This window comes from [Actinomadura] parvosata subsp. kistnae (genome assembly GCF_900323885.1).
GTDB lineage: Bacteria > Actinomycetota > Actinomycetes > Streptosporangiales > Streptosporangiaceae > Nonomuraea > Nonomuraea composti.
Genome location: NZ_OOHJ01000018.1, coordinates 4,266,923 through 4,289,265, shown reverse-complemented (window position 1 = coordinate 4,289,265; position 22,343 = coordinate 4,266,923). Strand labels below are relative to the sequence as shown.

The 22,343-nt window shown below is 72.8% G+C and carries 21 protein-coding genes; 14 read left to right on the top strand and 7 right to left on the bottom strand.

All coding sequences use genetic code 11. The annotated features are described in order from the left end of the window. Nucleotides 1-21 precede the first annotated feature (21 nt). Complete coding sequence (locus KIS93_RS40335; RefSeq protein ID WP_080042724.1) at nucleotides 22-849, top strand: alpha/beta fold hydrolase; 828 nt, start codon at nucleotides 22-24, stop codon at nucleotides 847-849. Here KIS93_RS40335 and KIS93_RS40330 read toward each other — a convergent pair. Further along, complete coding sequence (locus tag KIS93_RS40330) at nucleotides 846-2,120, bottom strand: arginine deiminase (RefSeq protein ID WP_329607632.1); 1,275 nt, start codon at nucleotides 2,118-2,120, stop codon at nucleotides 846-848. The two genes, KIS93_RS40335 and KIS93_RS40330, sit on opposite strands and share 4 nt — an antisense overlap. A gap of 12 nt (nucleotides 2,121-2,132) precedes the next feature. Then, nucleotides 2,133-3,554, bottom strand: coding sequence for a basic amino acid/polyamine antiporter (locus tag KIS93_RS40325; RefSeq protein WP_080042725.1), 1,422 nt, complete (start codon nucleotides 3,552-3,554; stop codon nucleotides 2,133-2,135). A gap of 208 nt (nucleotides 3,555-3,762) precedes the next feature. Between KIS93_RS40325 and KIS93_RS40320 the strand changes: the two genes are divergently transcribed. Genes KIS93_RS40320 through KIS93_RS40310 form a run of 3 tightly spaced genes read left to right on the top strand, consistent with a single transcriptional unit; the run spans nucleotide 3,763 to nucleotide 6,115 of the window. Next, on the top strand, nucleotides 3,763-4,155 hold the full coding sequence (locus KIS93_RS40320; protein ID WP_080047233.1) for a GntR family transcriptional regulator: 393 nt from the start codon (nucleotides 3,763-3,765) through the stop codon (nucleotides 4,153-4,155). Next, nucleotides 4,152-5,054, top strand: coding sequence for an ABC transporter ATP-binding protein (locus KIS93_RS40315; protein WP_080042726.1), 903 nt, complete (start codon nucleotides 4,152-4,154; stop codon nucleotides 5,052-5,054). The genes KIS93_RS40320 and KIS93_RS40315 overlap by 4 nt, the downstream gene beginning before the upstream one ends. Next, nucleotides 5,051-6,115, top strand: a complete 1,065-nt coding sequence (locus KIS93_RS40310; protein WP_080042727.1) for an ABC transporter permease — start codon at nucleotides 5,051-5,053, stop codon at nucleotides 6,113-6,115. The genes KIS93_RS40315 and KIS93_RS40310 overlap by 4 nt, the downstream gene beginning before the upstream one ends. 3 nt (nucleotides 6,116-6,118) lie before the next feature. On the opposite strand, the gene KIS93_RS66070 is transcribed toward KIS93_RS40310, so the two are convergent. After that, nucleotides 6,119-6,283 (bottom strand): alpha/beta fold hydrolase, encoded by a 165-nt coding sequence (locus KIS93_RS66070; protein WP_230465567.1) that lies wholly within the window; start codon nucleotides 6,281-6,283, stop codon nucleotides 6,119-6,121. Continuing rightward, a complete protein-coding gene (locus tag KIS93_RS40305) occupies nucleotides 6,283-7,029 on the bottom strand; it encodes an alpha/beta fold hydrolase (protein WP_230465568.1) in 747 nt (248 codons plus the stop codon). Before KIS93_RS40305 ends, KIS93_RS66070 begins: the two co-directional genes overlap by 1 nt. Nucleotides 7,030-7,069: 40 nt before the next feature. Here KIS93_RS40305 and KIS93_RS40300 point away from each other — a divergent pair, with 40 nt between their 5' ends. The 3 genes from KIS93_RS40300 (at nucleotide 7,070) to KIS93_RS40290 (ending at nucleotide 9,967) form a co-directional block, all read left to right on the top strand. Further along, nucleotides 7,070-7,888, top strand: a complete 819-nt coding sequence (locus KIS93_RS40300; RefSeq protein ID WP_080042728.1) for an SAM-dependent methyltransferase — start codon at nucleotides 7,070-7,072, stop codon at nucleotides 7,886-7,888. A gap of 83 nt (nucleotides 7,889-7,971) precedes the next feature. After that, nucleotides 7,972-8,865, top strand: coding sequence for an alpha/beta fold hydrolase (locus KIS93_RS40295; protein WP_080042729.1), 894 nt, complete (start codon nucleotides 7,972-7,974; stop codon nucleotides 8,863-8,865). Between the two features lie 7 nt (nucleotides 8,866-8,872). Next, on the top strand, nucleotides 8,873-9,967 hold the full coding sequence (locus KIS93_RS40290) for a serine hydrolase domain-containing protein (RefSeq protein ID WP_080042730.1): 1,095 nt from the start codon (nucleotides 8,873-8,875) through the stop codon (nucleotides 9,965-9,967). 285 nt (nucleotides 9,968-10,252) lie between these two features. Here the strand turns inward: KIS93_RS40290 and KIS93_RS40285 are convergent, their stop codons facing one another. Further along, nucleotides 10,253-10,804: an NADPH-dependent FMN reductase gene (locus KIS93_RS40285; protein ID WP_080042731.1), complete on the bottom strand. Its 552-nt coding sequence runs from the start codon at nucleotides 10,802-10,804 to the stop codon at nucleotides 10,253-10,255. Between the two features lie 121 nt (nucleotides 10,805-10,925). Between KIS93_RS40285 and KIS93_RS40280 the strand changes: the two genes are divergently transcribed. Then, nucleotides 10,926-11,849, top strand: a complete 924-nt coding sequence (locus KIS93_RS40280; RefSeq protein ID WP_080042732.1) for an AraC family transcriptional regulator — start codon at nucleotides 10,926-10,928, stop codon at nucleotides 11,847-11,849. Here KIS93_RS40280 and KIS93_RS40275 read toward each other — a convergent pair. After that, on the bottom strand, nucleotides 11,822-13,003 hold the full coding sequence (locus KIS93_RS40275) for a DUF418 domain-containing protein (protein ID WP_080047234.1): 1,182 nt from the start codon (nucleotides 13,001-13,003) through the stop codon (nucleotides 11,822-11,824). The genes KIS93_RS40280 and KIS93_RS40275 overlap by 28 nt on opposite strands. 764 nt (nucleotides 13,004-13,767) lie before the next feature. Here KIS93_RS40275 and KIS93_RS40270 point away from each other — a divergent pair. From KIS93_RS40270 to KIS93_RS40245, 6 genes are all read left to right on the top strand, one after another. Beyond that, nucleotides 13,768-14,490, top strand: a complete 723-nt coding sequence (locus KIS93_RS40270; RefSeq protein WP_080042733.1) for a hypothetical protein — start codon at nucleotides 13,768-13,770, stop codon at nucleotides 14,488-14,490. A 134-nt stretch (nucleotides 14,491-14,624) separates the two neighbouring features. Continuing rightward, the gene (otnK, locus tag KIS93_RS40265) at nucleotides 14,625-15,860 is read left to right on the top strand and encodes a 3-oxo-tetronate kinase (RefSeq protein ID WP_080042734.1); all 1,236 of its coding nucleotides are present in this window, start codon (nucleotides 14,625-14,627) and stop codon (nucleotides 15,858-15,860) included. A 239-nt stretch (nucleotides 15,861-16,099) separates the two neighbouring features. Continuing rightward, a complete protein-coding gene (locus KIS93_RS40260) occupies nucleotides 16,100-16,774 on the top strand; it encodes an ABC transporter permease (protein WP_230465569.1) in 675 nt (224 codons plus the stop codon). After that, nucleotides 16,771-17,625: an ABC transporter permease gene (locus KIS93_RS40255; RefSeq protein ID WP_186404671.1), complete on the top strand. Its 855-nt coding sequence runs from the start codon at nucleotides 16,771-16,773 to the stop codon at nucleotides 17,623-17,625. Before KIS93_RS40260 ends, KIS93_RS40255 begins: the two co-directional genes overlap by 4 nt. A 73-nt stretch (nucleotides 17,626-17,698) precedes the next feature. Next, nucleotides 17,699-18,670, top strand: coding sequence for an ABC transporter substrate-binding protein (locus KIS93_RS40250; RefSeq protein WP_080042735.1), 972 nt, complete (start codon nucleotides 17,699-17,701; stop codon nucleotides 18,668-18,670). A gap of 118 nt (nucleotides 18,671-18,788) precedes the next feature. After that, entirely contained in the window at nucleotides 18,789-19,217 is a 429-nt protein-coding gene (locus tag KIS93_RS40245; RefSeq protein WP_080042736.1) for an ester cyclase, read from the top strand. A gap of 326 nt (nucleotides 19,218-19,543) precedes the next feature. Here the strand turns inward: KIS93_RS40245 and KIS93_RS67775 are convergent, their stop codons facing one another. After that, entirely contained in the window at nucleotides 19,544-22,297 is a 2,754-nt protein-coding gene (locus KIS93_RS67775; RefSeq protein ID WP_281261988.1) for a helix-turn-helix transcriptional regulator, read from the bottom strand. Nucleotides 22,298-22,343: the final 46 nt, after the last annotated feature.

Below are 22,343 nucleotides of genomic sequence, written 5' to 3'. Positions count from 1 at the left end.
GCCTTCCACCTGGAGCTTCCCATGCCCGAGCTGCGCCGTGTCCCCGTGAACGGCATCGAGCTCAACGTCGCCCTGGCCGGCTCAGGCCCGGCCGTCCTGCTGCTGCACGGCTTCCCGCACACGTGGGAGCTGTGGACGGACGTCATGGCCGGCCTGTCCGACCGGCACCGGGTCATCGCCCCGGACCTGCGCGGGTTCGGCGCGAGCAGCCGGGCGGCGACCGGCTACGACGCCGGCACCCTGGCCGCGGACGCCGCGGCCCTGCTCGCCGCCCTCGGCGTCGAATCGGCCGCCGTGGTGGGCATCGACGCGGGCACCCCGCCCGCGTTCCTGCTCGCCATGCGGCACCCCGGCCTGGTGCGGCGGCTCGTCGTGATGGAGTCCCTGCTGGGCCGGCTGCCCGGCGGCGAGAGCTTCCTCGCCGGCGGCCCGCCCTGGTGGTTCGGCTTCCACGCCGTCCCCGGCCTGGCCGAGACGGTCCTGGAAGGCCACGAGAGCGCGTACGTGGACTGGTTCCTGCAGTCCGGCACCCTCGGCGACGGCGTCAGGCCGGCCCTGCGGGACGCCTTCACCGCCGCCTACACCGGCAGGGAGGCGCTGCGCTGCGCGTTCTCGTACTACCGGGCGCTGCCGGAGAGCGCGGCCCAGATCGCCGAGGCCGTCGCCACCGCCCGCCTGACGGTGCCCGCGATGGCGGTGGGCGCCCACCCCGTCGGCACGGCACTGGAGCAGCAGCTCCGCCCGATCGCCGACGACCTCACCGGCCACGTCATCGAGGGCTGCGGCCACATCATCCCGCTGCACCGGCCCAAGGAGCTGCTGGCCCTGCTGCGCCCCTTCCTGCGCTAGAGCGGGTCCCGCAGGATCGGGCAGGTCATGCAGTGCCCGCCGCCCCTGCCCTTGCCCAGCTCGAAGCCCTCGATCTCGACGACCTCCACGCCGTGCTCGCGCAGCTTCCTGTTGGTGAACTCGTTCTTGTGGTAGCCGACCACGACCCCCGGCTCCAGGGCGACGAAGTTGCTGCCGCTGTCCCACTGCTCCCTGGCCCGCTGGTGGTCGTCGCCGCCGGTGGGGATGACGTCCAGCGCGCCGATGCCGAGCGCGTCGGCGAACGCGGCGGCCAGGCCGGGCTCGCGGTGCACCTCCACCGTGCGCGGCCGGTCGCCGGGGCGCAGCGAGTACACCTCGGCATTGTCGACGACCGGCGGGTAGCCGGTGGCCTTGTCGGCGTCCAGCAGCGTGAACACGGTGTCGAGGTGCATGTACGAGCGGCTGGGCGGGATGTTCACCGCGAGCACCCGGGTCGCGGCGCCGGCCGCGAACAGCTCCATGGCCAGGTGCTCGATCATGATCGGGCTGGTCCGCTCGCTGATGCCGATGGCCACGGCGCCGTTGCCGATCGGCATCATGTCGCCGCCCTCCAGCGAGGCCCGGCCGAAGTCCTCCTCGTCGAAGCCGCCGTCGTCGCCCATCGGCGGGTACCAGTAGGCGAAGTCGTCACCCGCGAACATCGGGTGGAAGTGGTAGACGATGCTCTGGTTGATCGTCTCCAGCCGGCGGGCGTGGTAGTAGAGGGGGTTCAGCACGACTCCCCCGTACAACCAGGCCGACGGGTCGCGCTGGTAGAGCGAGTTCGGCAGCGGCGGCAGGATGAACGAGCCGGTGCCGGCGGTCGCGGTGACCAGCGAGCGCGCGTCGAAGCCTTCCCCGCGCGCCTGCGCCGCGTCGAGGAACTCCTCCTTGGTCAGCCCGCCGATCAGGTGCGCGGCGAGCGTGGCGCCGTCCCACGAGGCCAGCTCCGCGCGGACCTCGTCCACGAGCGCGGGGCCGACCGTCAGGTGCGTGACCATGCGCTCGACCGCGTGCCGCCGCGCCTCGGGCGCCGCGTCCAGCGCCTCGGCGAGCAGCCGCTGGTGGTAGAGCACCTCGATCCCCCGCTCCCGCATGACCTGGACGAACTCGTCGTGCTCGATCTGGGCGCGGCTGACCCAGAGCACGTCGTCGTAGAGCAGCGCCTCCTTGTTCGACGGGGTGAGGCGCTTCAGGCTGAGCTCCGGCCGGTGCACGATCACCTGCCGCAGCCGGCCGACCTCGGAGTGAACGCCGAATCTCGTGCTCACGATGCTCTCCACTCAGATGGTGATCAGCCGGGTCGCCAGGGCCACGACGCCGGCGACCGCGCCGATCAGGATGACGGCGGCCAGGACCAGCTCCCCGGGCGAGAAGGCGGGCCTGCCGCGCTCCCGCCTGGTGAGGACGAACAGGATCATCCCGGGGGCGTAGATGACGCACGACAGCAGCAGGAACTTCAACCCCGCCGCGAAGATCAGGAACGCGGTGTAGACGACCGCGAGCCCCGCCACCAGCAGGTCCCTGCCGCGGTCCGGCACGCGCGAGATCTTCAGCGCGTACGCGGCCGCCAGCAGGTACGGCACCAGCGACAACGAGCTGCACAGCTTGAGCGTGAAGGCGAAGGCGTCGTCGGAGAACAGGGTGATCGCCAGCACGGCGGTGATGAGGCCGCTGGTCAGCAGCAGCGCGGCCACCGGCGTGTCCCGGCCGTTGTCCCGCTTGAGGAAGGCCGGCATGTCGTCGTCCTTGGCCGCGACGTACAGCACCTCGGCCGCCATGAGCGTCCAGGCCAGGTACGCGCCCAGCACCGAGATGATCAGCCCGGCGCCGATGAAGGCCGACCCCCACGGCCCCACCACCGACTCCAGCACCCCGGCCATGGACGGCTGGCGGATCCCGGCCAGCTCCTCCTGGGGCAGCACCCCGTACGAGAGCACCGAGACCGAGGCGAACAGCGCGAGCACGCTGAGGAAGCCCAGCACCGTCGCCCGGCCGACGTCCTGGCGCCGCCGGGCGTAGCGGGAGTAGACGCTGGCCCCCTCGACCCCGAGAAACACGAAGACCGTCACCAGCATCGTGGCCTTGACCTGCTCGAACAGCGCGCCCGCCGAGCTGTGCCCGCCGCCCCACAGGTTGCCGGCGAACACGCCGCCGCGCAGCGACACCGCGAGGATCACGACGAACAGCAGGATGGGGATGAGCTTGGCCACCGTCACGATCTTGTTGATCGCGGCGGCCTCTCTCACCCCGCGCATGATCATGGCGTGGAACGCCCAGACGCCGATCGCCGAGATGCCCACGGCGAGCAGCGTGTTCCCCTCCCCGAAGCCGGGCACGACCCCGCCGAGCGTGGACTTGATCAGCACCCAGTACGACACGTTGCCCACGCACGCGCTGGCCCAGTACCCGAACGCCGACAGGAACCCGGGGAACTCCCCGAACCCCGCCTTCGCGTAGGCGTAGACGCCCGCGTTCAGCCCCGGCCGGCGCACGGCGAGCAGCTGGAAGACGAAGGCCAGCATCAGCATGCCGAACCCGGCCACCACCCACGCGACCACCGCCCCCCACACGCCGGTGGCCTGGGCGAAGTTGCGCGGCAGCGAGAAGACGCCCGCGCCCACCATCGAGCCGACGACCATGGCGGTCAGGGTCGGCAGCGGAAGCTTGCGCGCGGCGGCGGCCGTCTCTGTCTCGGTGCTCATCACTCCCCCGGGTGCCTCGGGGGGACGGGACGCCACAACCCGGCATCATTCCGCGCCGCCGGGCCGCCAATCCGGGTGCGGCGGTTGTTTGCGGGAACTTGAACCGCTCGAACCGGGCACCCGTCCCGCGACGGAGGCGGGTTCTTTACCGGCACCGTATGGTCGGGGGCCTAGAAAGAACCACGAGACTAGTCAAATGGAGAAATCGGTGATCGAGTTCCATCTGGACAGCGGCTCGGGCGTGTCGCCGTACCAGCAGCTCGTCCGCCAGGTGCGGCACGCCATGCGGCTGGGCCTGCTGCGTGAGGGCGACCGGTTGCCGACGGTCAAGGAGGTCGTGGCGCAGCTCGCGATCAACCCCAACACGGTGCTGAAGGCGTACCGGGAGCTGGAGCACGAGAAGCTGGTCGCCGCCCGGCCCGGCGTCGGCACGTTCGTGACGGCGACGCTGACCGACGCCACGCTCGCCGCGCACGGCCCGCTGCGCGAGGAGCTGCGGCACTGGCTGGCCAAGGCCCGCCGGGCCGGGCTCGACGAGGAGAGCATCGAGGCGCTGTTCATGACCACCTTCCGGAACACGGCTCAGGAGGACGTCGCGTGACCGCTGCCTTACAGGCCCAGGACCTGGCCAAGAAGTACGGCCGGCGCTGGGCGTTGCGTGACTGCACGCTCGACATCCCGGCGGGGCGCGTCGTCGGCCTGGTCGGGCCCAACGGCGCGGGCAAGAGCACGCTGCTGAAGCTCGCCTCCGGCCAGCTCGCCCCGACGTCGGGCACCGTCACCGTGCTCGGCGGCCCGCCCGCCGACCCGGCGCAGCTGTCCAGGATCGGCTTCGTCGCCCAGGACACCCCCACCTACGCGGGCCTGACCGTGGCCGACCACCTGCGGCTCGGCGCCCGGCTCAACCCCCGCTGGGATTCGGCGCTGGCCCGCGAGCGGATCGACCGGCTCGGCCTCGACCCCGGCCGCAAGGCGGGCCGGTTGTCGGGCGGCGAGCGCGCCCAGCTCGCCCTCACCCTGGGCCTGGCCAAGCGGCCGGAGCTGCTGATCCTGGACGAGCCGGTCGCCGCGCTCGACCCGCTGGCCCGCCGCGACTTCCTGCGCGGCCTCATGGAGGCCACCGCCGAGCACGAGCTGAGCGTGCTGCTCTCCTCGCACCTCGTCTCCGACCTCGAACGCACCTGCGACCACCTGATCGTGCTCACCGACTCGCGGGTGCGTCTCGCGGGCGAGGTCGACGAGCTGCTGGCCACCCACCACCGGCTGACGGGCCCGCGCCGCGACCCCGGCCGCCTGCCCGCGGACCAGCACGTCGTCTCCGCCCGCCACACCGACCGGCAGAGCACGCTGATCGTCCGCACCGGCGGGCCGATCCTCGACCCGGCCTGGTCGGTCGGCCGGCTCACCATGGAGGACCTGGTCCTGGCCTACATGGAGCAGGCCGCCCCCGCCCCCGCGCCAGTCCCCGCTGCCCGGCCCGCGCTGGCGGTGCTGCGGTGATCTGGCTGGCGTGGCGGCAGTTCCGCGCCGCCGCCCTCATGACGGCCGCCGCGCTCGGCGTGCTCGCCGCGTTCCTCGCCGCCGGCCGCACCAGCCTGCTCGACCAGTACGAGCGCGGCCTCGCCCTGTGCGGCCAGGGCGGCACGTGCGAGCGGTTCCTCGACCGGTTCTTCGACGACCACCAGACCCCGTTCGTCGGCGTCACCGCCGTCGCCCTCCTCCTGCCCGCCCTCGTCGGGATCTTCTGGGGGGCGCCGCTGGTCACGCGGGAGCTGGAGGCGGGCACGCACCTGCTGGTGTGGAGCCAGAGCATCACCCGTACCCGCTGGCTGGCCGTCAAGCTCGCGTTCGTCGGCGCGGCGGCCGCCGTGACCGGCGGGCTGGGCGGCCTCCTGGCGAGCTGGTGGGCCACCGCGCTCGACCGGGCCGCGGTGGGCTTCCCGCTGATGGGGCCGCTGGTGTTCGCCGGGCGCGGCGTCGCCCCCATCGGGTACGCGGCCTTCGCGTTCGCCCTCGGGGTCACCGTGGGGCTGCTCGTCCGCCGTCCCCTGCCCGCCATGGCCGTCACCCTGGTGCTCTTCACCGCGGTCCAGATCGGCATGCCGCTCCTGGTCAGGCCGCACCTGCTCGCGCCGGTGCACGGCACGTTCGCGCTCTCGCCCGCGAACGTGGACCAGCTCATGCGCGGCCCGGACGGGGCCGTGGTCGTGGTCGCGGACGGCCGGGTGCCGGGGGACCCCGGCGCCTGGACGCTGTCGAGCCGCATCGTCGGCCCGTCGAGCCTGGTCAACGTGGCCGAGCCGGCTCCCGGCGGCGCCGTCGTCCCCGTCGCCACCGACACGGGCCCCTGCAGCCCCCGTGTGCCGGTCGAAGGGCCGCCTGAGCAGGGCCGGGACCTGTGCCTCGACGAGGCCAACCGGCTGGGTTACCGGCAGGACGTCACCTTCCAGCCCTCCAGCCGGTTCTGGGCGCTGCAGTGGTACGAGACCGGCATCTACACCGTGCTCACCCTGGGGCTCGTGGGGCTGTGCCTGTGGCTGGTGCGGCGCCGTCAGTTCTGACCTTCACCGGAGAAAGCCGGACACGGCCTCCAGCCACGGGCCCGGCTGGTCCACGTGCGCCATGTGGCCGGCCTCGTCGAGGATCGCGGCGCGGGCGTACGGGATGAGCCGCGCGGCCCGCTCGGCCAATGCGGCGGGGAACGTCATGTCCTGCCGGCCGTGCAGCATCAGGATCGGGATGCCGAGCGCGGCCAGGCGTTCCGGTGCGTGGTCGACGCGGGCGGTGGGCAGCGTGCCCGCGCGCCACGGGCGCAGCCATTCGGCCGAGAAGCGGATGCGGGAAAGGCGCTCGCGGTAGGCGGGCAGGGACGCGGCGCGCCAGACGGCGGCCTCGGCCCCGCGAACGCCGCCGCCCTCGTCAGCCCGGGCCCCGACAGCGCCGGGCCGGACGCCACATCCGCCTGGGACCGCACGTCCGCCTGGGAGCGCACGTCCGCTTCCGACCACACGGCCGCCTCGGCGGCGGTTCGGCGGGCGCGTTCCGGCCAGCCGTCGAACGCGTCGGCGGGCACCGGCAGCACGGTGCTGGAGGCGATGACGAGCCGGCGCACGCGGCCGGGCGCGGCCAGGGCGAGGCGCTGCGCGATCAGGCCGCCGTAGGAGAAGCCGAGCACGTCCGCCTGGGTCACGCCGAGCGCGTCGAGGAGGGCGGCGAGGTCGGCGGTGGCGGCGTCGGGGGTGTACTGGTCGTCGGGCAGCCCTCGGGTGGACCGCCCGCAACCCCGCAGGTCCGGAAATATCAGGTCATGGTGGTCGGCGAGCCGGACGAGCGGGTCACGCAGGTAGGAGTGGTCCCAATCGGGGCCGCCGTGGACGACCAGCAGCGGATTCCTGGCCGGTTTTTCGGCCGTGAGCACGGTGAACAACGTCACCGCCGGGTCCACGGAAACTCCGACGAATTTCTGATGAATCACCCGCTTGGCACCCCCGCCCTTCGGACTACGATTTCGTTTCATGCAGGAATGGGTGCCACCCGGAGTAGACCCCACCAAGCCCAGCATCGCCCGCGTCTACGACTATTTCCTCGGCGGCAAGGACAACTTCGAGGTCGACCGCAAGGTGGCCGAAGAGGCACTGAAAATCGCCCCCGACGCGCGGGAGGCGGGCCGGGCCAACCGGGCGTTCCTGCGCCGCGCCGTGCACCACATGGCGGCCGAGGCCGGCATCCGGCAGTTTCTCGATCTCGGCTCCGGGCTGCCCACGCAGGGCAACGTACACGAGATCGCCCAGGCGGTGGCGCCGGAGGCGCACGTCGTCTACGTGGACAACGACCCGGTGGTGCTGGCCCACGGCCGGGCGCTGCTGGCCACGAACGACGTCACCACCGTCGTCCCCGGTGACATCCGCGACCCGGCCGGGATCCTGGAGCACCCCGAGGTCCGCGCGCACCTCGACTTCAGCCGGCCGCTCGGGCTGCTGCTCGTCTCCGTGCTGCACCACCTCCACGACGACGAGGACCCTTCCGGCGTGATGGAGCGCTTCCGCTCGGTCCTCGCCCCGGGCAGCCATCTCGCCATCGTGCACTTCCACAACCCCGGCGACGAGCACCCGGAGGCGTCCAGGATCGCCGTGGAGGCGGAGCGCGACTTCAACAAGAACCTCGGCACGGGCCGCTGGCGCACGCGGGCCGAGATCGCGTCGTACTTCGGCGACCTGGAGCTCATCGAGCCCGGCCTGGTGCCGCTGGCCGAATGGCGCAGCCAGCCCGGCGACCACATCCGCCAGGACCTGACGCATTACAACGTGCTGGCCGGCGTCGCGCGCAAGCCCTGAAAAAGTATTTCCCCGCCATTCAGCGGCTCTCCGCGCGGCCATTCGGAAGAAATACGATGGCCGGTGAGGAGGTGGTGCCGCGAATGAGCGAGGAAAAGGCGTTCGGCGTCGGCCCGTCCAAGATCGAGATCGCGTACGAACGGCTCGGCGACCCGCAGGCGCCGCCCGTGCTGCTCGTGATGGGCGCCGGCGGGCAGCTCATCCACTGGCCCGACGGCTTCTGCGCCGAGCTCGCCGCCCGGGGCTGCCACGTGATCAGGTTCGACAACCGCGACGCCGGGCTGTCCACCCACTTCCACGACGCGCCGAAGCCCCACCTGGCGGCGGCGCTGGCCGGCGACGCGTCCTCGGCCGCCTACACGCTGTCCGACCTGGCGGCCGACACCGTCGGGCTGCTCGACGCGCTGGGGCTCGGCAGCGCGCACCTCGTCGGCGCATCCATGGGCGGGATGATCGCCCAGACGGTGGCGATCGAGCATCCCTCCCGGATCAGGTCCCTGACCTCGATCATGAGCACGACGGGGGCGCCCGGCGTGGGCGGCGCCGACCGCGAGGCCCTGGCCCGGATGACCGGGCCGCCGCCGCGCACCAGGGAAGACGTGATCGAGCACTGGGTGCGGGCGTTCCGGCTCGTCGGCTCGCCCGGCTACCCGGCCGCCGACGACGAGCTGCGCGAGCGCGCCACCCTCGCCTACGACCGGGCCTACGACCCCACGGGGGTGGCGCGGCAGAGCGTCGCGGTCATCGCCTCCGGCGACCGCACGGCGCGGCTGCGTTCCGTACAGGTGCCGACGCTGGTGATCCACGGCGCCGACGACCTGATGTGCGACGTCAGCGGGGGCAGGGCCACGGCGGCGGCCATCCCCGGGGCCGAGCTGGTCGTCATCGACGGCATGGGCCACAACCTGCCCAGGGCACTGTGGCCCGAGCTCACCGCCCGCATCGCCGCCCTCGTGCACCGCGCGGAAGCCGGGTGAGGCGCCCTTGACCGCCTTGCAGCGCAGGCTCCAGGACGCCGCCGACGAGCTCGTCCGCTCCGGGGCCGAGCGCGGGCTGCAGATCGCCGTCTACCGGCACGGCGAGCAGGTCGCCGACGTCGTCGCCGGGCTGGCCGACCCCGCGACCGGGCGGCCGGTCACCCCTGACACGCCGTTCCACGCCTTCTCGGCCGGCAAGGGCCTGACCGCCACCCTCGTCCACGTGCTCGCCGAGCGCGGCGCCCTGCGCTACGACACCCCGATCGCCCGGATCTGGCCCGCGTTCGGCGCGCACGGCAAGGACACCGCCACGATCAGGGACGCGCTGACGCACGCGACCGGCGTCCCCGGCCTGCCGCCGGACCTCACGCCCGAGCACCTGTGCGACTGGCACCGCATGTGCGCGCTGATCGCCGACGCCCGGCCGTGGTGGCAGCCGGGCACCGGCACCGGCTACCACTCCTACACCTTCGGCCACATCGTCGGCGAGGTCGTGCGGCGGGTCACCGGCGTGCTCGTCTCCAAGGCGTTCGCGGACGAGGTGGCCGCGCCCCTGAAGGTGCCCGGCGAGCTGTTCCTCGGCGTGCCACGGGCCGAGCTGCGACGGCTCGCCCGCCTCGAAGACGCACCAGGGAACGGCGCCGCGCCGCCTGATGGCTCGCCCGTGCTCGCCGTGGCGCCGCGCGGCGTGCTGCCCACGGCCGCGTTCGGGAACCGGGCCGACGTGCTGACCGCGGCCATCCCGGCGGCGGGCCAGTTCACCGCGCGGGCGGCGGCCCGCATGTACGCCGCGCTGCTCGGCCCCGTCGACGGTGTGCGGCTGATCTCGGCGGAGCGGCTGCGCGAGATCGGCACGCCCGTCGTGGACGACGTGGACCGGGTGTTCGGCAACCGCGCCGTGCTCGCGAACGGCTACGCCGTCGGCCGCCTCGGCACCGATCCCGACGACACGCCGACCGTGTTCGGGTGGGCGGGCAGCGGCGGCAGCTACGCCTGCGCCGACACCGCGACGGGCGTGGCGTTCGCCGTCACGAAGAACCGGCTCGCCCCCGACTTCACCACCGCCCAGACCCTCGCCGCCATCGTGGCCGAGTCGGCCTGAGGGGCCCTCCGCCGCCGAGCCAGGGGCACGTCCGGGGCACGTCCCGGCGAGATGCGCACCGGGCAGGGGTGCGTACGGGAGAGATACCCGCCCAGCCGGGGTGCGTCCGGGAGAGATACCCGCCGAGCAGGGCGCTGCCCCGCAGCAAGACCGCGCTCGGCTCGGCGGGGGTCTCGGCGATCCTGGGCGCGGCCGCTCCGGCGAGGTCCGGCCGCATGCTCACCCCCTGCTCCAGGATCGTGCTTCCCTAGAGGGGCGGCATGGCCGGATAAATACGTAATAGGGTCACCCCCTCAGCGGGCGCAGGGCCGTCCCCCACGTGTGCACCTGGTCGAGGACGCCGTTGAGCCGGTCCTCGTGGTGCGGGGCGGGGTTGAAGCCGTCGACGAAGTCGGTGTGGATGGACAGCCCGACCGATCCGGACGTGGTGGCCACGTTGAGCAGGCCCAGGACGTGCTTGAGGTGCTGGATCGCCCGCGGCGCCCCGTCCACGCCGTACCCGACGAACCCGGCGACCTTGTTGGCCCACTCCGTGTACAGGAAGTCGATGGCATCCTTGAGCGCGCCCGGGAAGGAGTTGTTGTACTCCGGGGTCACGAACACGAACGCGTCCAGGGACGAGATCTTGGCCGACCAGCGCTTGGTGTGCTCGTGCTGGTACTCGCCCATGGCGGGGTGCTGGGGCTCGTCCAGGTGGCCCAGGTCGTAGTCCTTCAGGTCGACGATCTCGTACTCGGCGTCGCCCCGCTTGACCGCCAGATCGTGCACCCACTGCGCCACCACGTCGCCGTTGCGTCCGGGACGGGTGCTGCCCAGGATGATGCCTACCTTCTGCATGTCAGTGCTCCCTCTCAGGGGTTCGGTTACCCGAATCACCGTACGGGGGAAGGCTGAGATACTGAATGCGTTGTCAGCTCAGTTTTATACGCGATCGTCTCAGGGGTTAGACTCGTCACTTGTGGATGTGCTGAGCGACGTGGTCGCGTTCATGCGGACCGGGCGGCCGGTCTCCTCCCGCGTCTCCTGGCGGGCGCCCTGGGGGCGGGCGTTCCCCACGACGCCCGGGTCCGCCGGGTTCCACGTGGTGCTGCGCGGGTCCTGCTGGTTGCTGCCCGAGGAGGGCGAGCCGGTCCGGCTGGGCGTGGGAGACGTGGTGTTCCTGCCGCACGGCGACGGGTTCGGGCTGGCCGACGACCCCTCGACGCCGCTGACCAAGTCGGACTGCGGGCCGCACTCCGAGTTGTTCTCCTCGGCGGGCTTCGAGGGCGAGGGGGCAGAGACGGTGATCCTGTCCTGCGGCTACCGTACCGCCCCCGATCGTATCCACCCCATCCTGGGCTCGCTGCCCGCCGTGATCCACCTGCCCGCCAAGCTCGGCTGCCAGCCCGAGCTGAGGTCCGCCGTCCAGCTGCTCGCCGGCGAGATCGAGAACCCTCGGCCCGGCGCCGACACCGTCGTGTCGTCCCTGCTCGACATGTTGCAGCTGTACATCCTGCGGGCCTGGTTCGAGGGCGACGACGAGCCGTGCACGCTGTCCGGCTGGGCCGCCGCGCTGGCCGACCCCGCCATCGGCCGCGCCCTCAACGCCATCCACTGCGAGCCGGGCCGCCGCTGGACGGTCGAGTCGCTGGGCGCGCACGCCGGCCTGTCGCGGGCCGGCTTCGCGCGGCGCTTCACGGCCCTGGTCGGGCAGGCGCCGCTGGCGTACCTGACCTGGTGGCGGCTGGCGAGCGCGGCCCGCATGCTGCGCGAGTCCGACGCGTCGGTGGCGGAGGTGGCCGAAAAGGTGGGGTACACCTCGGAGTTCGCGTTCGGCAACGCCTTCAAGCGGGAGTTCGGCGTGCCGCCCGGCCGCTACCGCCGCTGCGCCGCCGTCGCCTGAGCGCCGTTCGTGACGCGGCGCAGCACGTACTCGACCGGGCCATATCGGTGCGTACGCAGCCACCACGCGCTCAGCGCCAGCAGGAACGTGTAGATCGCCAGGGCCACGCCCATCACGGCGAGCGGTGACAGCCTGCCCGCCAGCGCCAGGCCGTACCCGGTGAAGACCAGGCAGCACAGCACCGACTGCCCGACGTAGTTGGAGGCCGCGACCCGCCCCGCCGGCGCCAGCGCGCGCCCCGCCGCGGGGAAGCGGCGGGTCACGCGCAGCAGGGTCACCACGTACGCGGCGGCCAGCGGCACCGACGTGACCGTGCTGACCGCCTGCCCCACCAGCTCCCCCATACCCGGCATGGACGACGTCACCGCGAGCAGCACCCCGCCCGGCAACCCGAGACCGAAACCGATCCACTGGACACGCCGCGCCAGGTGCCACCACCGCCCGGTCTCCTCCAGCACCCGCGCCTTACCCGCCGCCAGCCCGAACAGGAACATCGCCAGCGCCATCGGCCCCTGGAAGATCCACACCATCGCGACGAGCGGCGGATAGAGCTCCAGCTGCAGGGTCAGCACGTCGAGCGGGCTGCCGGTGGCCAGGGCCAGCGAGCGGGCCGCCGCCGCCAGGTCGGCGGGCGGGGCCTGGCCGGCGGACGGGTCCAGCGTGGACAGCGCCGCCAGCCCCGCCCACAGCAGGGCCAGCACGGCCACGATGACCGTGCCCGTCACCACGGCCGTCCTCGGCCGGATGCCGCGCAACGCGAGCAGGACCAGGCCGAGCACCGCGTACAAGGTGAGGATGTCGCCGATCCACAACAGGACCCCGTGCGCGACGCCGATCACGAACAGGCCCAGGCAGCGACGCAACGTCCTGGCCCGCACGCTCGCGCCCGCCCGCTCCGCCGAGCGCATCTGCAACGTGAACGAGTAGCCGAACAGGAACGAGAAGATGATGTAGAACTTGCCCAGCACGAGCGTGGTGACGACCAGGGCCACCGGGCCGCCGGGCATGGGCAGGGTGCCGTTCACGGCGTAGCCGGGGTCGGCGAAGAAGCCGATGTTGGCCACCAGGATGCCCGCGAGCGCGAACCCGCGCACCACGTCCACCTCATGGATCCGGCCGCCGCCACCGGCGTGTGGCGTGCGCACTTCTGTCATGCCGCCGAAGCTACGGACGGCCGGCCCCGCCGGGCATCCGACCTTGGTCTGGGGGCCGACGACCAAAGCATCGCGGGGGTGCCGGGCTGTCCCGTGTGGCGATTGGTGGGGTAATTGGGGCAGAAGGTGGGGGGCTGCACCACAATGGGGGCATGGCACACCCTCCGCAGCCTCCGCAACCCCAGCCCCACCAGCCAGGACCGTGGGGCGGCGCACAGGGCCAGGGAGCGCCGCAAGGAAGCCACGCCCCCGCCTACGGCCCTCCCCCGACCTACGGCCCCCCTCAGGGCTACGGCCCACCGCCCGGCCAGGGCCAGGGGTACGGCCCGCCACCCAGCCAGGGCCCGCACCAGCCCGGCCCGGGCCACCCGCCATACGGCCCCGGCACGCAGCAACCAGGCTACGGACAGCCGGGCTACGGACAGCCCGGCCACGGGCAACCGGGCTACGGGCAACCGCCCACCGCCCCGGCCACCCAGGCGCCCGGTGCGGCGCCTGCCACCCCGAGCGCCTACGGACTCGGTGCACCGCCGCACGCAGGCCAGCTCCCGCACGGAGGCCGGCCCCACGGAGGGCAACCGCCATACGGCGGCCAGCCTCACGCAGGCCAGCCCTCGCACGGGGGCCAGTCACACGGAGGCCAGTCACGCGAGGGCCAGTCACGCGGGGGCCAGCCGCCATACGCAGGCCCGCCGCCGCACAGTGGGCAGCCGCCGTATGGGCCGCCCGGGTATGCGCCCGCTCCCCCGGCCAAGGGCGGCAACGTGCTGCTCATCGCCCTGGTGGCCGGCCTGGCCGTGCTGCTCCTGGGGGGTGGCGGCTGGGCCGCGTACGCGTACCTGAAGGCCTCGGACCCGGCGCCCACCGTCGCCCTGCCGAGCAGCACCCCCACCACGTCCGACCCCGCACCGCCGCGCACCCCCGACCCGTCGAACCAGCCCACGACGGCTCCCTCCGCCTCCCCCTCCACGACCCCGGACGACACCCCGGCGACCTCGAAGCAGGCGCAGCCGGGCTCGCCGATCACGCACCAGGAGTTCGACGACTGGAACTTCGCGCTGGGCGGCATCAAGTTCAAGGCCGACAAGGTCGGCGGCTGGACGTACAGCTCGTGCACCCCGGTGGACGGCCAGGGCGTGCTGGCGAAGAACAAGTGCCGCAGGGCGGTCCAGCTCGCCTATTCCGCCTACAGCGGCCACCTGAAGGCGGTGCAGGTCATCCTGTCCTTCCCCACGGACCAGGCCGCCAAGACGACGGCCGACCGGCTGGCGAAGCTGTCGTCGGACGCTGTCAAGTGGCGCCAGGACAAGGCCCTCACCCGGTACGTCTACGGCAAGATCCTCTCGGGTGCGTCCAGGAACTACGTGGTCGTCACGATCGTCACCGCCGACAAGTCGGCCCGCAGCATGGCGCAGAACTTCCACGCCTACTTGCAGACCGATCACACCAGCTACTTCGAGCTGCGCGACCAGACCATCACGAGCTGACCGTTATGCGCCATACCGTCACGATCTATACCGCGCCAGGGGCGCGGGACCGTCCGGTGACCGGACGCGGATAACGTCGGCATCATGTTCGACTCGCAGGACGACAGCATCGACACCCGCCCGGCGGGGCACCCATGATCGGCGCCATCGCGGACGACTTCACCGGCGCGACCGACGTCGCCGTGGCGCTGCGCCGCCGGGGCCTCCGCACCCTCCTCTACTTCGGGCTCCCGCCGCAGGGCGCCCAGCCCCCCGAGCACGACGCCGTCGTGATCGCGCTCAAGACCCGCACGGTCCACAAGGCCGACGCGGTGGCCCGTTCCCTGCGCGCGCTGCGCTGGCTGCGCGCGCACGGCGCCGCCGAGCAGGTCTACTTCAAGTACTGCTCCACCTTCGACTCCACTCCGGAGGGCAACATCGGCCCGGTGCTGGACGCGCTGGCCGACGCGCTGGAGGCGCCCATCGTCCCGATGACGCCCAGCTCGCCGGAGCACGGCCGCACGCAGTACAACGGCTACCTGTTCGTCGGGGACGTGCTGCTCGGCGAGTCCCACATGCGCCACCACCCGCTCACCCCGATGACCGACTCGTACCTGCCGCGCCTGCTGGAGGCCCAGAGCGCCTACCGGTCGGGGGTGGTGACGCTGCCGCACGTGCGCGGGCAGGCGGTCGAGCGGCGGCTGGCGGAGCTGCGCGAGCAGGGGGTGCGGTACGCGTTCGTGGACGCGCTGGCGGAGGAGGACCTGATGACGGCCGGTCGCGCGCTGGTCCGCGCGCCGCTGGTGGCGGGGGCGGCGGGGCTCGCGGGCGGGCTGGCCGCGGCCCGCGCCGGGGCGGCCGGGCAGGAGGAGACGGCCGCGCCCGAGCCGTCGGGGCCAGCCGCGGTGCTGGCGGGCAGTTGCTCGTCCCGCACGTTGGAGCAGGTCCAGGTCATGATCGAGGCGGGACGGCCGGCGCACCGGCTCGACGCGCTGACCGAGCAGGACGCCGACTCGCTCGCCCGGCGCGCCCTGGCCTGGTACGACGCCCTCGACGCGAGAGACGGCGCCCCCTTGATCTACTCGTCGCTGGAGCCGGCGAAGCTGCGCCGGGTCCAGCAGGCCCTGGGGGCCGAGCGGTCGGCGGCGCTCCTGGAGTCGGCCATCGGCCGCATCGCGCGCGGGCTGGTGGAGCGGGGCGTCACCCGCCTGGTCACGGCGGGCGGCGAGACGTCGGGCGCGGTGGTGAGCGCGCTCGGGGTGCCCGGCGGCGTGATCGGGGCGGAGGCGGCGCGCGGCGTCCCCTGGATCTTCGTCCCGTCCGGCCCGGCACTCCTGCTGAAGTCCGGCAACTTCGGCGACCCCGACCTCCTCCTGGAGGCCACCCGCTGAACCCGGGCCGACGGCAGGCACTCGCCGATTCGCACAACTGATCGTTACGCTGGCTCCATATTCACCGTCTCGGAGAATATGGAGAGCTTCATGGCATTTCTCCCCACCGGGGCGATCTGTTGATCCCCCGGCTGCTTTTCCGGCGTCCCTTCGACAGCGCGTTATTCTGCGGTTTCCTCGGCGTTACCGGCCTGCTCCTTCTCGCGGAGGCGGCCGGCCGGCTCGGGCTCGTTTCCACCGTGCAATTCCCGCTCGCCTCCACGGTGCTGGTCGCCGCGGCCGGGCTGGCGGCCGATCCGGAATTCCTGCTGGACGTCGGCGCCACCTTCGCCGCGTGGGCGATGGGGCTGGCGCTGACGGTGGCGGTCGCCGTACCGGCCGGGCTGCTGCTGGGCAGCGTGCCGGCGGTGGAGCGGGCGTTGCGGCCGGTGATCGAGTTCCTGCGGCCGATCCCGTCCGTGGCGCTCATCCCGCTCGCGGCGTTCGTGTTCACCGAGCGGCTGGACATGAAGATCGCAATGATCATGTACGCGTCCACGTGGCCGATCCTGATCAACACCATGTACGGGCTCAGGGAGGTCGATCCCCTGGCCAAGGAGACGTTGCGGACGTTCGGCTTCGGCCGGCTGGCGGTGCTGCTGCGGGTCTCGTTGCCGAGCACGGCCCCGTTCATCGCGACCGGGGTGCGGGTGGCGGCCACGATCGCGCTCATCCTGGCCATCAGCACCGAGCTGCTGGCGGGCGGCTCGGACGGGATCGGCGCGTTCATCATCCTGGCCGGCAGCAGCCCGGACGGCCTCACGCTGACCGTCGCGGCCACCGTCTGGGCCGGGCTGCTCGGCATCGCCACGAACGGCGCGTTCGTCTGGGCGGAGCGCCGCATCTTCCACTGGCACCCGGGAACGGCCCGATGACCACCCGGCCCCCCGCCCCCACGAAGGGCCTCTCGACCAGGCGCTCATTCGGCCCGCGGGTCGGCACGGCGCTCCGGGCGGCGCTGTCGCGGCTGGCCAGGCTGTGGATCGTGCCGGTCGTGCTCCTCGTGTGGGAGCTGGCCACCCGCGCGATGCGGCACCCGTTCTTCCCGCCGCCGTCGCTCATCGTCACCCACATGCGCGAGCTGTGGTTCACCGGCTCCCCCGCCACGCTCTGGCTGAACGACACCGCCCTGGCCAACTTCCCCCAGAGCCTGGGACGCCTGCTGGCGGGCTGGGTGCTGGCCGGGGTGGGCGGGGTGACGCTCGGCGTGGCCATCGGCCGCTCGTCGCTGCTCTACCGTTTCCTCGACCCGATCATCCAGTTCGGCCGGGCGTTGCCGGCGCCGGCGTTGCTGCCGATGTTCCTGGCGTTGTTCTCGACGGGCACGCGGATGCAGGTCGCCACGATCACGTTCGGGATCGTGTGGCCGGTGCTGTTCAACGCGGCCGACGGGGCGCGCAGCGTGGAGCCGGGGCATCTGGAGACGGCGCGGGTGTTCGGGCTGAGCCGCGGGCAGCGGCTCGCGCGCGTCATCCTGCCGTCGGCGGCGCCCAAGATCTTCGCGGGGTTGCGGCTCAGCCTGTCCTTGGCGCTGATCCTCATGGTCATCGCGGAGTTCTTCAGCACCGAGGGCATCGGGTTCCAGCTGCGGGCGGCGCAGCGGGCGTTCGACCTGCCGGGCGTGTGGGGGGCGATCGTACTACTCGGGATCTTGGGTTACCTGCTGAACCAGGGCTTTCTGCTTCTGGAGAAAAGAGCGCTCACCTGGCATGACGCAAAAATGTAGCGATTTTGTCGTACGGCGGAGTTAGGCTCGCAGATCGGCCTTATCGGACGCGTTTACCCACCGAGGAGCGTTCATGTTAGGTTTCCGGCGTTTGTCCGCCCTCTGCGTCGCGGCACTCCTGTTGACCGCCTGCGGTGGAGGAGGAAATTCGGCCCCGCCGGCCAATGGCCCGGAAAAGACCGAAATCAGGATCGGGATGTTGCCGCTCCCGGAGGTGGCGCCCATTCAGATCGCCATCGACAAGGGCTATTTCACCGCCGAAGGGCTCAAAGTCCAGACCGAGTTGATCTCGGGCGGGGCGGCGGCGATGCCCGACCTGGTCTCCGGCAAGCTCGACATCCTGCACAGCAACTACGTCTCCGCCCTGCTCGCCTCGGCCAGCGGCACCGTCAAGATCAAGATCGTCGGCGCCGCCTACACCGCGCAGCCCGGCAACTTCCTGCTCATGACGAAGAAGGGCTCGCCGATCACCGAGATCGCCGACATGAAGGGCCACACCGTCGGCGTGAACACCCTCAACAACATCTCCACCCTCTCCGTCTCCGCCCTGCTCAAGACCGCCGGGCTGCGGCCGGAGGACGTCAAGTTCGTCGAGCGGCCGTTCCCCGAGATGGCCGGGGCGCTGGACAGCGGGCAGGTGGACGTCGCCCTGCTGCCCGAGCCGTTCCACCAGGCGGCGGCCAAGACGCTCGGCGCCGTCACGCTCAGCGACATCTTCTCCGGCACGCTGACCGACTTCCCCATCGCCGGCTACCTCGTCACGGACGCCTTCGCCCAGCAGAACCCGAAGACCGTCGCCGCCTTCCAGCGCGCCCTGCGCAAGGCGACCGAGCTGGCCCGCTCCGACTCCACCCAGGTCACCGCCGCGCTCCAGAAGTACACCAAGATCGACCAGGCGACGGCCTCCACCATGAAGCTCGGCGGCTTCACCACCACCGTGGACCCCGCGCGGGTGCAGCGGGTGGCGGACCTCATGCTGGAGTTCGGCTACCTGAAGCAGAAGTTCGACGTGTCCTCGATCCTGGCCGGCGGCGCTTCCGGCTGAGGTCCCGCCCCGGGGTGCGGTCCTCACCGGACGCGCTCCCGCCCCGGGGTGAGATCCGGGCCGGGCCCGCTCCCGGCTGGGTCTCGCCTCGGGGCGGTCCGCGGCGCACACTGGCGGCATGGCCATCGACGTCGAAGCCCTGCTGCGGCTGTGGACCCACCCCCTGCCTCCCGACGACGAGGCGGCGGCCGCGGCCTTCCGCGCGTACTACACCGATCCGGTCCTGATCAACGGCTCCCCGATGCCCGCCACAGAGCTGGTGTCCAGGGCCAGGGCCGTCCAGGCGATGTTCGAGGACGTCCAGCAGGAGCTGCTGGAGGTCTTCCAGACGCCGGACAAGCTCGTGCTCGTCGCCCGGTCCCGCGGCAAGCACGTCGGCCCGATGGCCACCTCGGCGGGGTTGCTGAAACCCACGGGCCGCTTCCTGGACCTGCGGGTCATCGACGTCATGACGCTCACGGACGGACGCATCAGCGCCGTCTGGATGACGGCCGACGAACTCGGCGCCCTGAAGGCCATCGACGCCGTCACCCTCACCCAACCCTGACCCGCCCCTGCGCGGCGGCCTCGCCGAGCCCGCCGCCGGGCGCTTCGCCACGCACCGCGAGCAAGGCGCCCACCGCGCTCCTTGCGGAGCGCCGCCCCACGCACCTCAGCACACGCATCCGAGAGTGCCGCCGCCCCACCGCACCTCAGCACACGCATCCGAGAGTGCCGCCGCGCCACAGCCGAGCGCGCACGGCCGTAAGGGCTGCGGCCGGGCACTCCGCTACGCGCTCCAAAGGGCGCGGTCCCGTCACAAGGCGGCCCCGCACGACGGAACGGCGGCCGGGGACGGGACCTTGGCCTCCGGGCGAGGCGCCCGGGCGGTGGTCAACTCAGGAGGCCGATGCGGCGGGCGGCCGCGGCGGCCTGGGTGCGGGTGGAGACGTCGAGCTTGCCCAGGATGTTGGACACGTGCACGCTCACCGTCTTCTGCGCGATGAACAGCCGCTCCGCGATCTCCCGGTTGGTCAGCCCTTCGGCCACCAGCCGCAACACCTCGACCTCCCGCGCCGTGAGCCCGCCGTCGCCGTGCGAGCCGGCCCCGCCCCCCGAGGCGAAGCGGGCGCGGCGGCCGAAGTCGAGCAGGGCGTTCTCCAGGGGCGCGGCGCGCAGCTTGCCCGCCGTCTCCCTGGCCAGCTCCCACTCCGCCTGCGCCGCCTCCCGGTCGCCGGCGGCGAGCAGCGCCTCGGCCAGGCGCCAGCGGGCCCGCGCCGTCTCGTACACGAACCCGATGTCGAACGCTTCGACGGCGCGCCGCCACAGCTCGACGTCGAGCCGCCCGTGCACGCGGTGCCATTCGGCCTCGACGCGCAGCGCCCAGGCGAGCCCTTCGGGGCCGAGGTGGCCGCCCTGCCCGGTGGGGCCGGACTCGACGGCGAGGCGGGCGTGGGCGAGCCAGTCGTCGGCGCCCTCGGTGGTGCCCAGCTCGGCGAGGGCCCAGAGCGCGATGGCCGCCATGCGGACGTTGCCGGACTCGCCGTCCATCTGCTTGGTCATGACGGCGCGGACGTGGTCGAGGGCGGTGACCGGGTCGCCGTGCCACAGGGCGTGCTCGGCGGCCAGCCCGCGCGAGATGTAGGAGACGAGCGGGTCGGACCAGAACGGCCGCAGCCAGCTCAGCCGCCCCTCGACGACGGGCAGCCCGCGGGCGACCTCGACGAACAGGGCGAACGACGACAGGATGGCCTCGGGCACCGTGCCGACCCGCGCGCCGAAGCCGGCCGCCATGGTCTCGGCCTGGTCCCATTCGCCGGCCGCGTAGTGGATGAGGAAGCGCAGGAACCGCAGGTCGGTGCCGTAGGTGCTCCATTTGAGCCCGGTCTCGGACGCCATGCGGATGCCGTCGTCGGCGACCTCGGCGGCGTGGTCGAGCAGCCCCTGCTCGTAGTGGATGCGGGCGTGGTGGAAGCGGGCCCGCAGGTCCATCGCGAGGTCGCCGGTGGGCTGCGCCATGGCGGCGTCGACCAGCTCGTGCGCCCTGGTGAGGTCGCCGCGCAGCTCGACGAACGTGGCGAGCGTGAGCATCGCGCCGACCTCGGCGTCTTTGGCGCCGGCCGCGCGGGCGGTCTCGAGCGCCCTGGCGCACAGGCCCTCGACCTCCTGGCTGCGCGGGGACCACAGGAGCGTGCGGGCGAGGGTGGCCAGCGCGCGGGCGAGCGCGGCGGGCTCCTCGGCGCTCTCGACGGCCCGCTCGGCCGCGCCGACGGCGCTCTCGTCGGCGTCCATCTCGACCAGGTAGTAGGCCAGCCGCTCGCTGACCTCGGACGTCTGTGGCAGCACCCGGAGCTGGGTGACGGCCCGGTGCTTGTCGCCGCTGTCGGCGGCCATGACGGCGCTGCGGAAGGCCAGCTGCACGCGGCTCTCGCCGGCCAGGCGCTCGGCGTCGTCGACGCGCTCCCACAGGCTGAGCGCGCGGTCGTAGTGGCTGTGGGCCTCGGCGGGCGCGCCGACGCGCTCGGCGGCCCGGCCCGCCTCGGCGGAGGCGGCGAGCGCGCCGGCCAGGTCGTGGCCGGCGAGGTAGTGGTGGGCCAGCTCGGCCGGGGAGGTGAGCAGGCGGGCGAACGCGGCGTGCAGCCGGGTGCGCTCGCCGGGCAGCAGGTCGGTGTAGACGGCCTCCTGGAGCAGGGCGTGGCGGAAGGTGTAGCCGTGGCCCTGCACCTTGAGCAGCCCGCGCGAGACGATCTCCCTGACCGCCTCCTCGAACTCGGCCAGCGGCAGCCCGGACACCTCGCGCAGCAGCTCGTCCTCGACGCGGCGGCCGGCCACGGCGGCGGCCCGCAGCACCCGCTGCCCGGCCTCCGACAGCACCTCGACCCGCGACATCAGCAGGCTGGCCAGCCCGTCGGGCAGGGTGTCGCCCTCGGCCATGGCCGCGAACAGCTCTTCGGCGTAGAACGGGTTACCGTCGGCGCGGGAGACGATGAGGCCGAGCCCCTGGGCGTCGACGTCCCCCAAAGTCGCGACATAGTCGGACATCTCGCCGGAGCCGAGCGGCCCCAGCTCCAGGCTCATCACGGTCGGCAGGCGCTTCAGCTCCGCCAGCACCGACCGCAGCGGATGGCGGCGGTGCAGGTCGTCGGTGCGGTAGGTGCCGACGACGCAGACGCGCTCGCTCTGCACCATGCGGCTGAGGAAGACGAGCAGGTCGCGGGTGGAGCGGTCGGCCCAGTGCAGGTCCTCGATCACGAACAGCACCGGCTGCACGTCGGCGAGCAGCCCCAGCAGCGAGCCGAACAGCCGCTGCTGCGTGAGCCCGGTCGAGGGCGCGCTCTCGGTGCCCGGCAGGAGCTGGCCCAGCATGGGGTGGGCGGCGGCGGCCTCGCGCACGGCCGGCTCGGCGCCGCGCAGGGCGTCGGCCAGCGGCAGGTACGGCAGCGCGTCGCCCAGCTCGGCACACTGCCCGACCAGCACGTTGAACCCGCGCTCGCGGGCCTCGGCGGCCAGCTCGCTGATCAGCCGGGTCTTGCCGATGCCGGCGTCACCACCGACGAGCGCCACCCCCGCCATGCCGTTGCCGGCGGCGGCGAGCACCCGCACGAGGCCGGCCAGCTCCGCGGAGCGCCCGACAAGAAGACCGTTCACGCCAGAAACTATGCCAGAGCCCGCTGACAACGCATTGGTCCGGGAA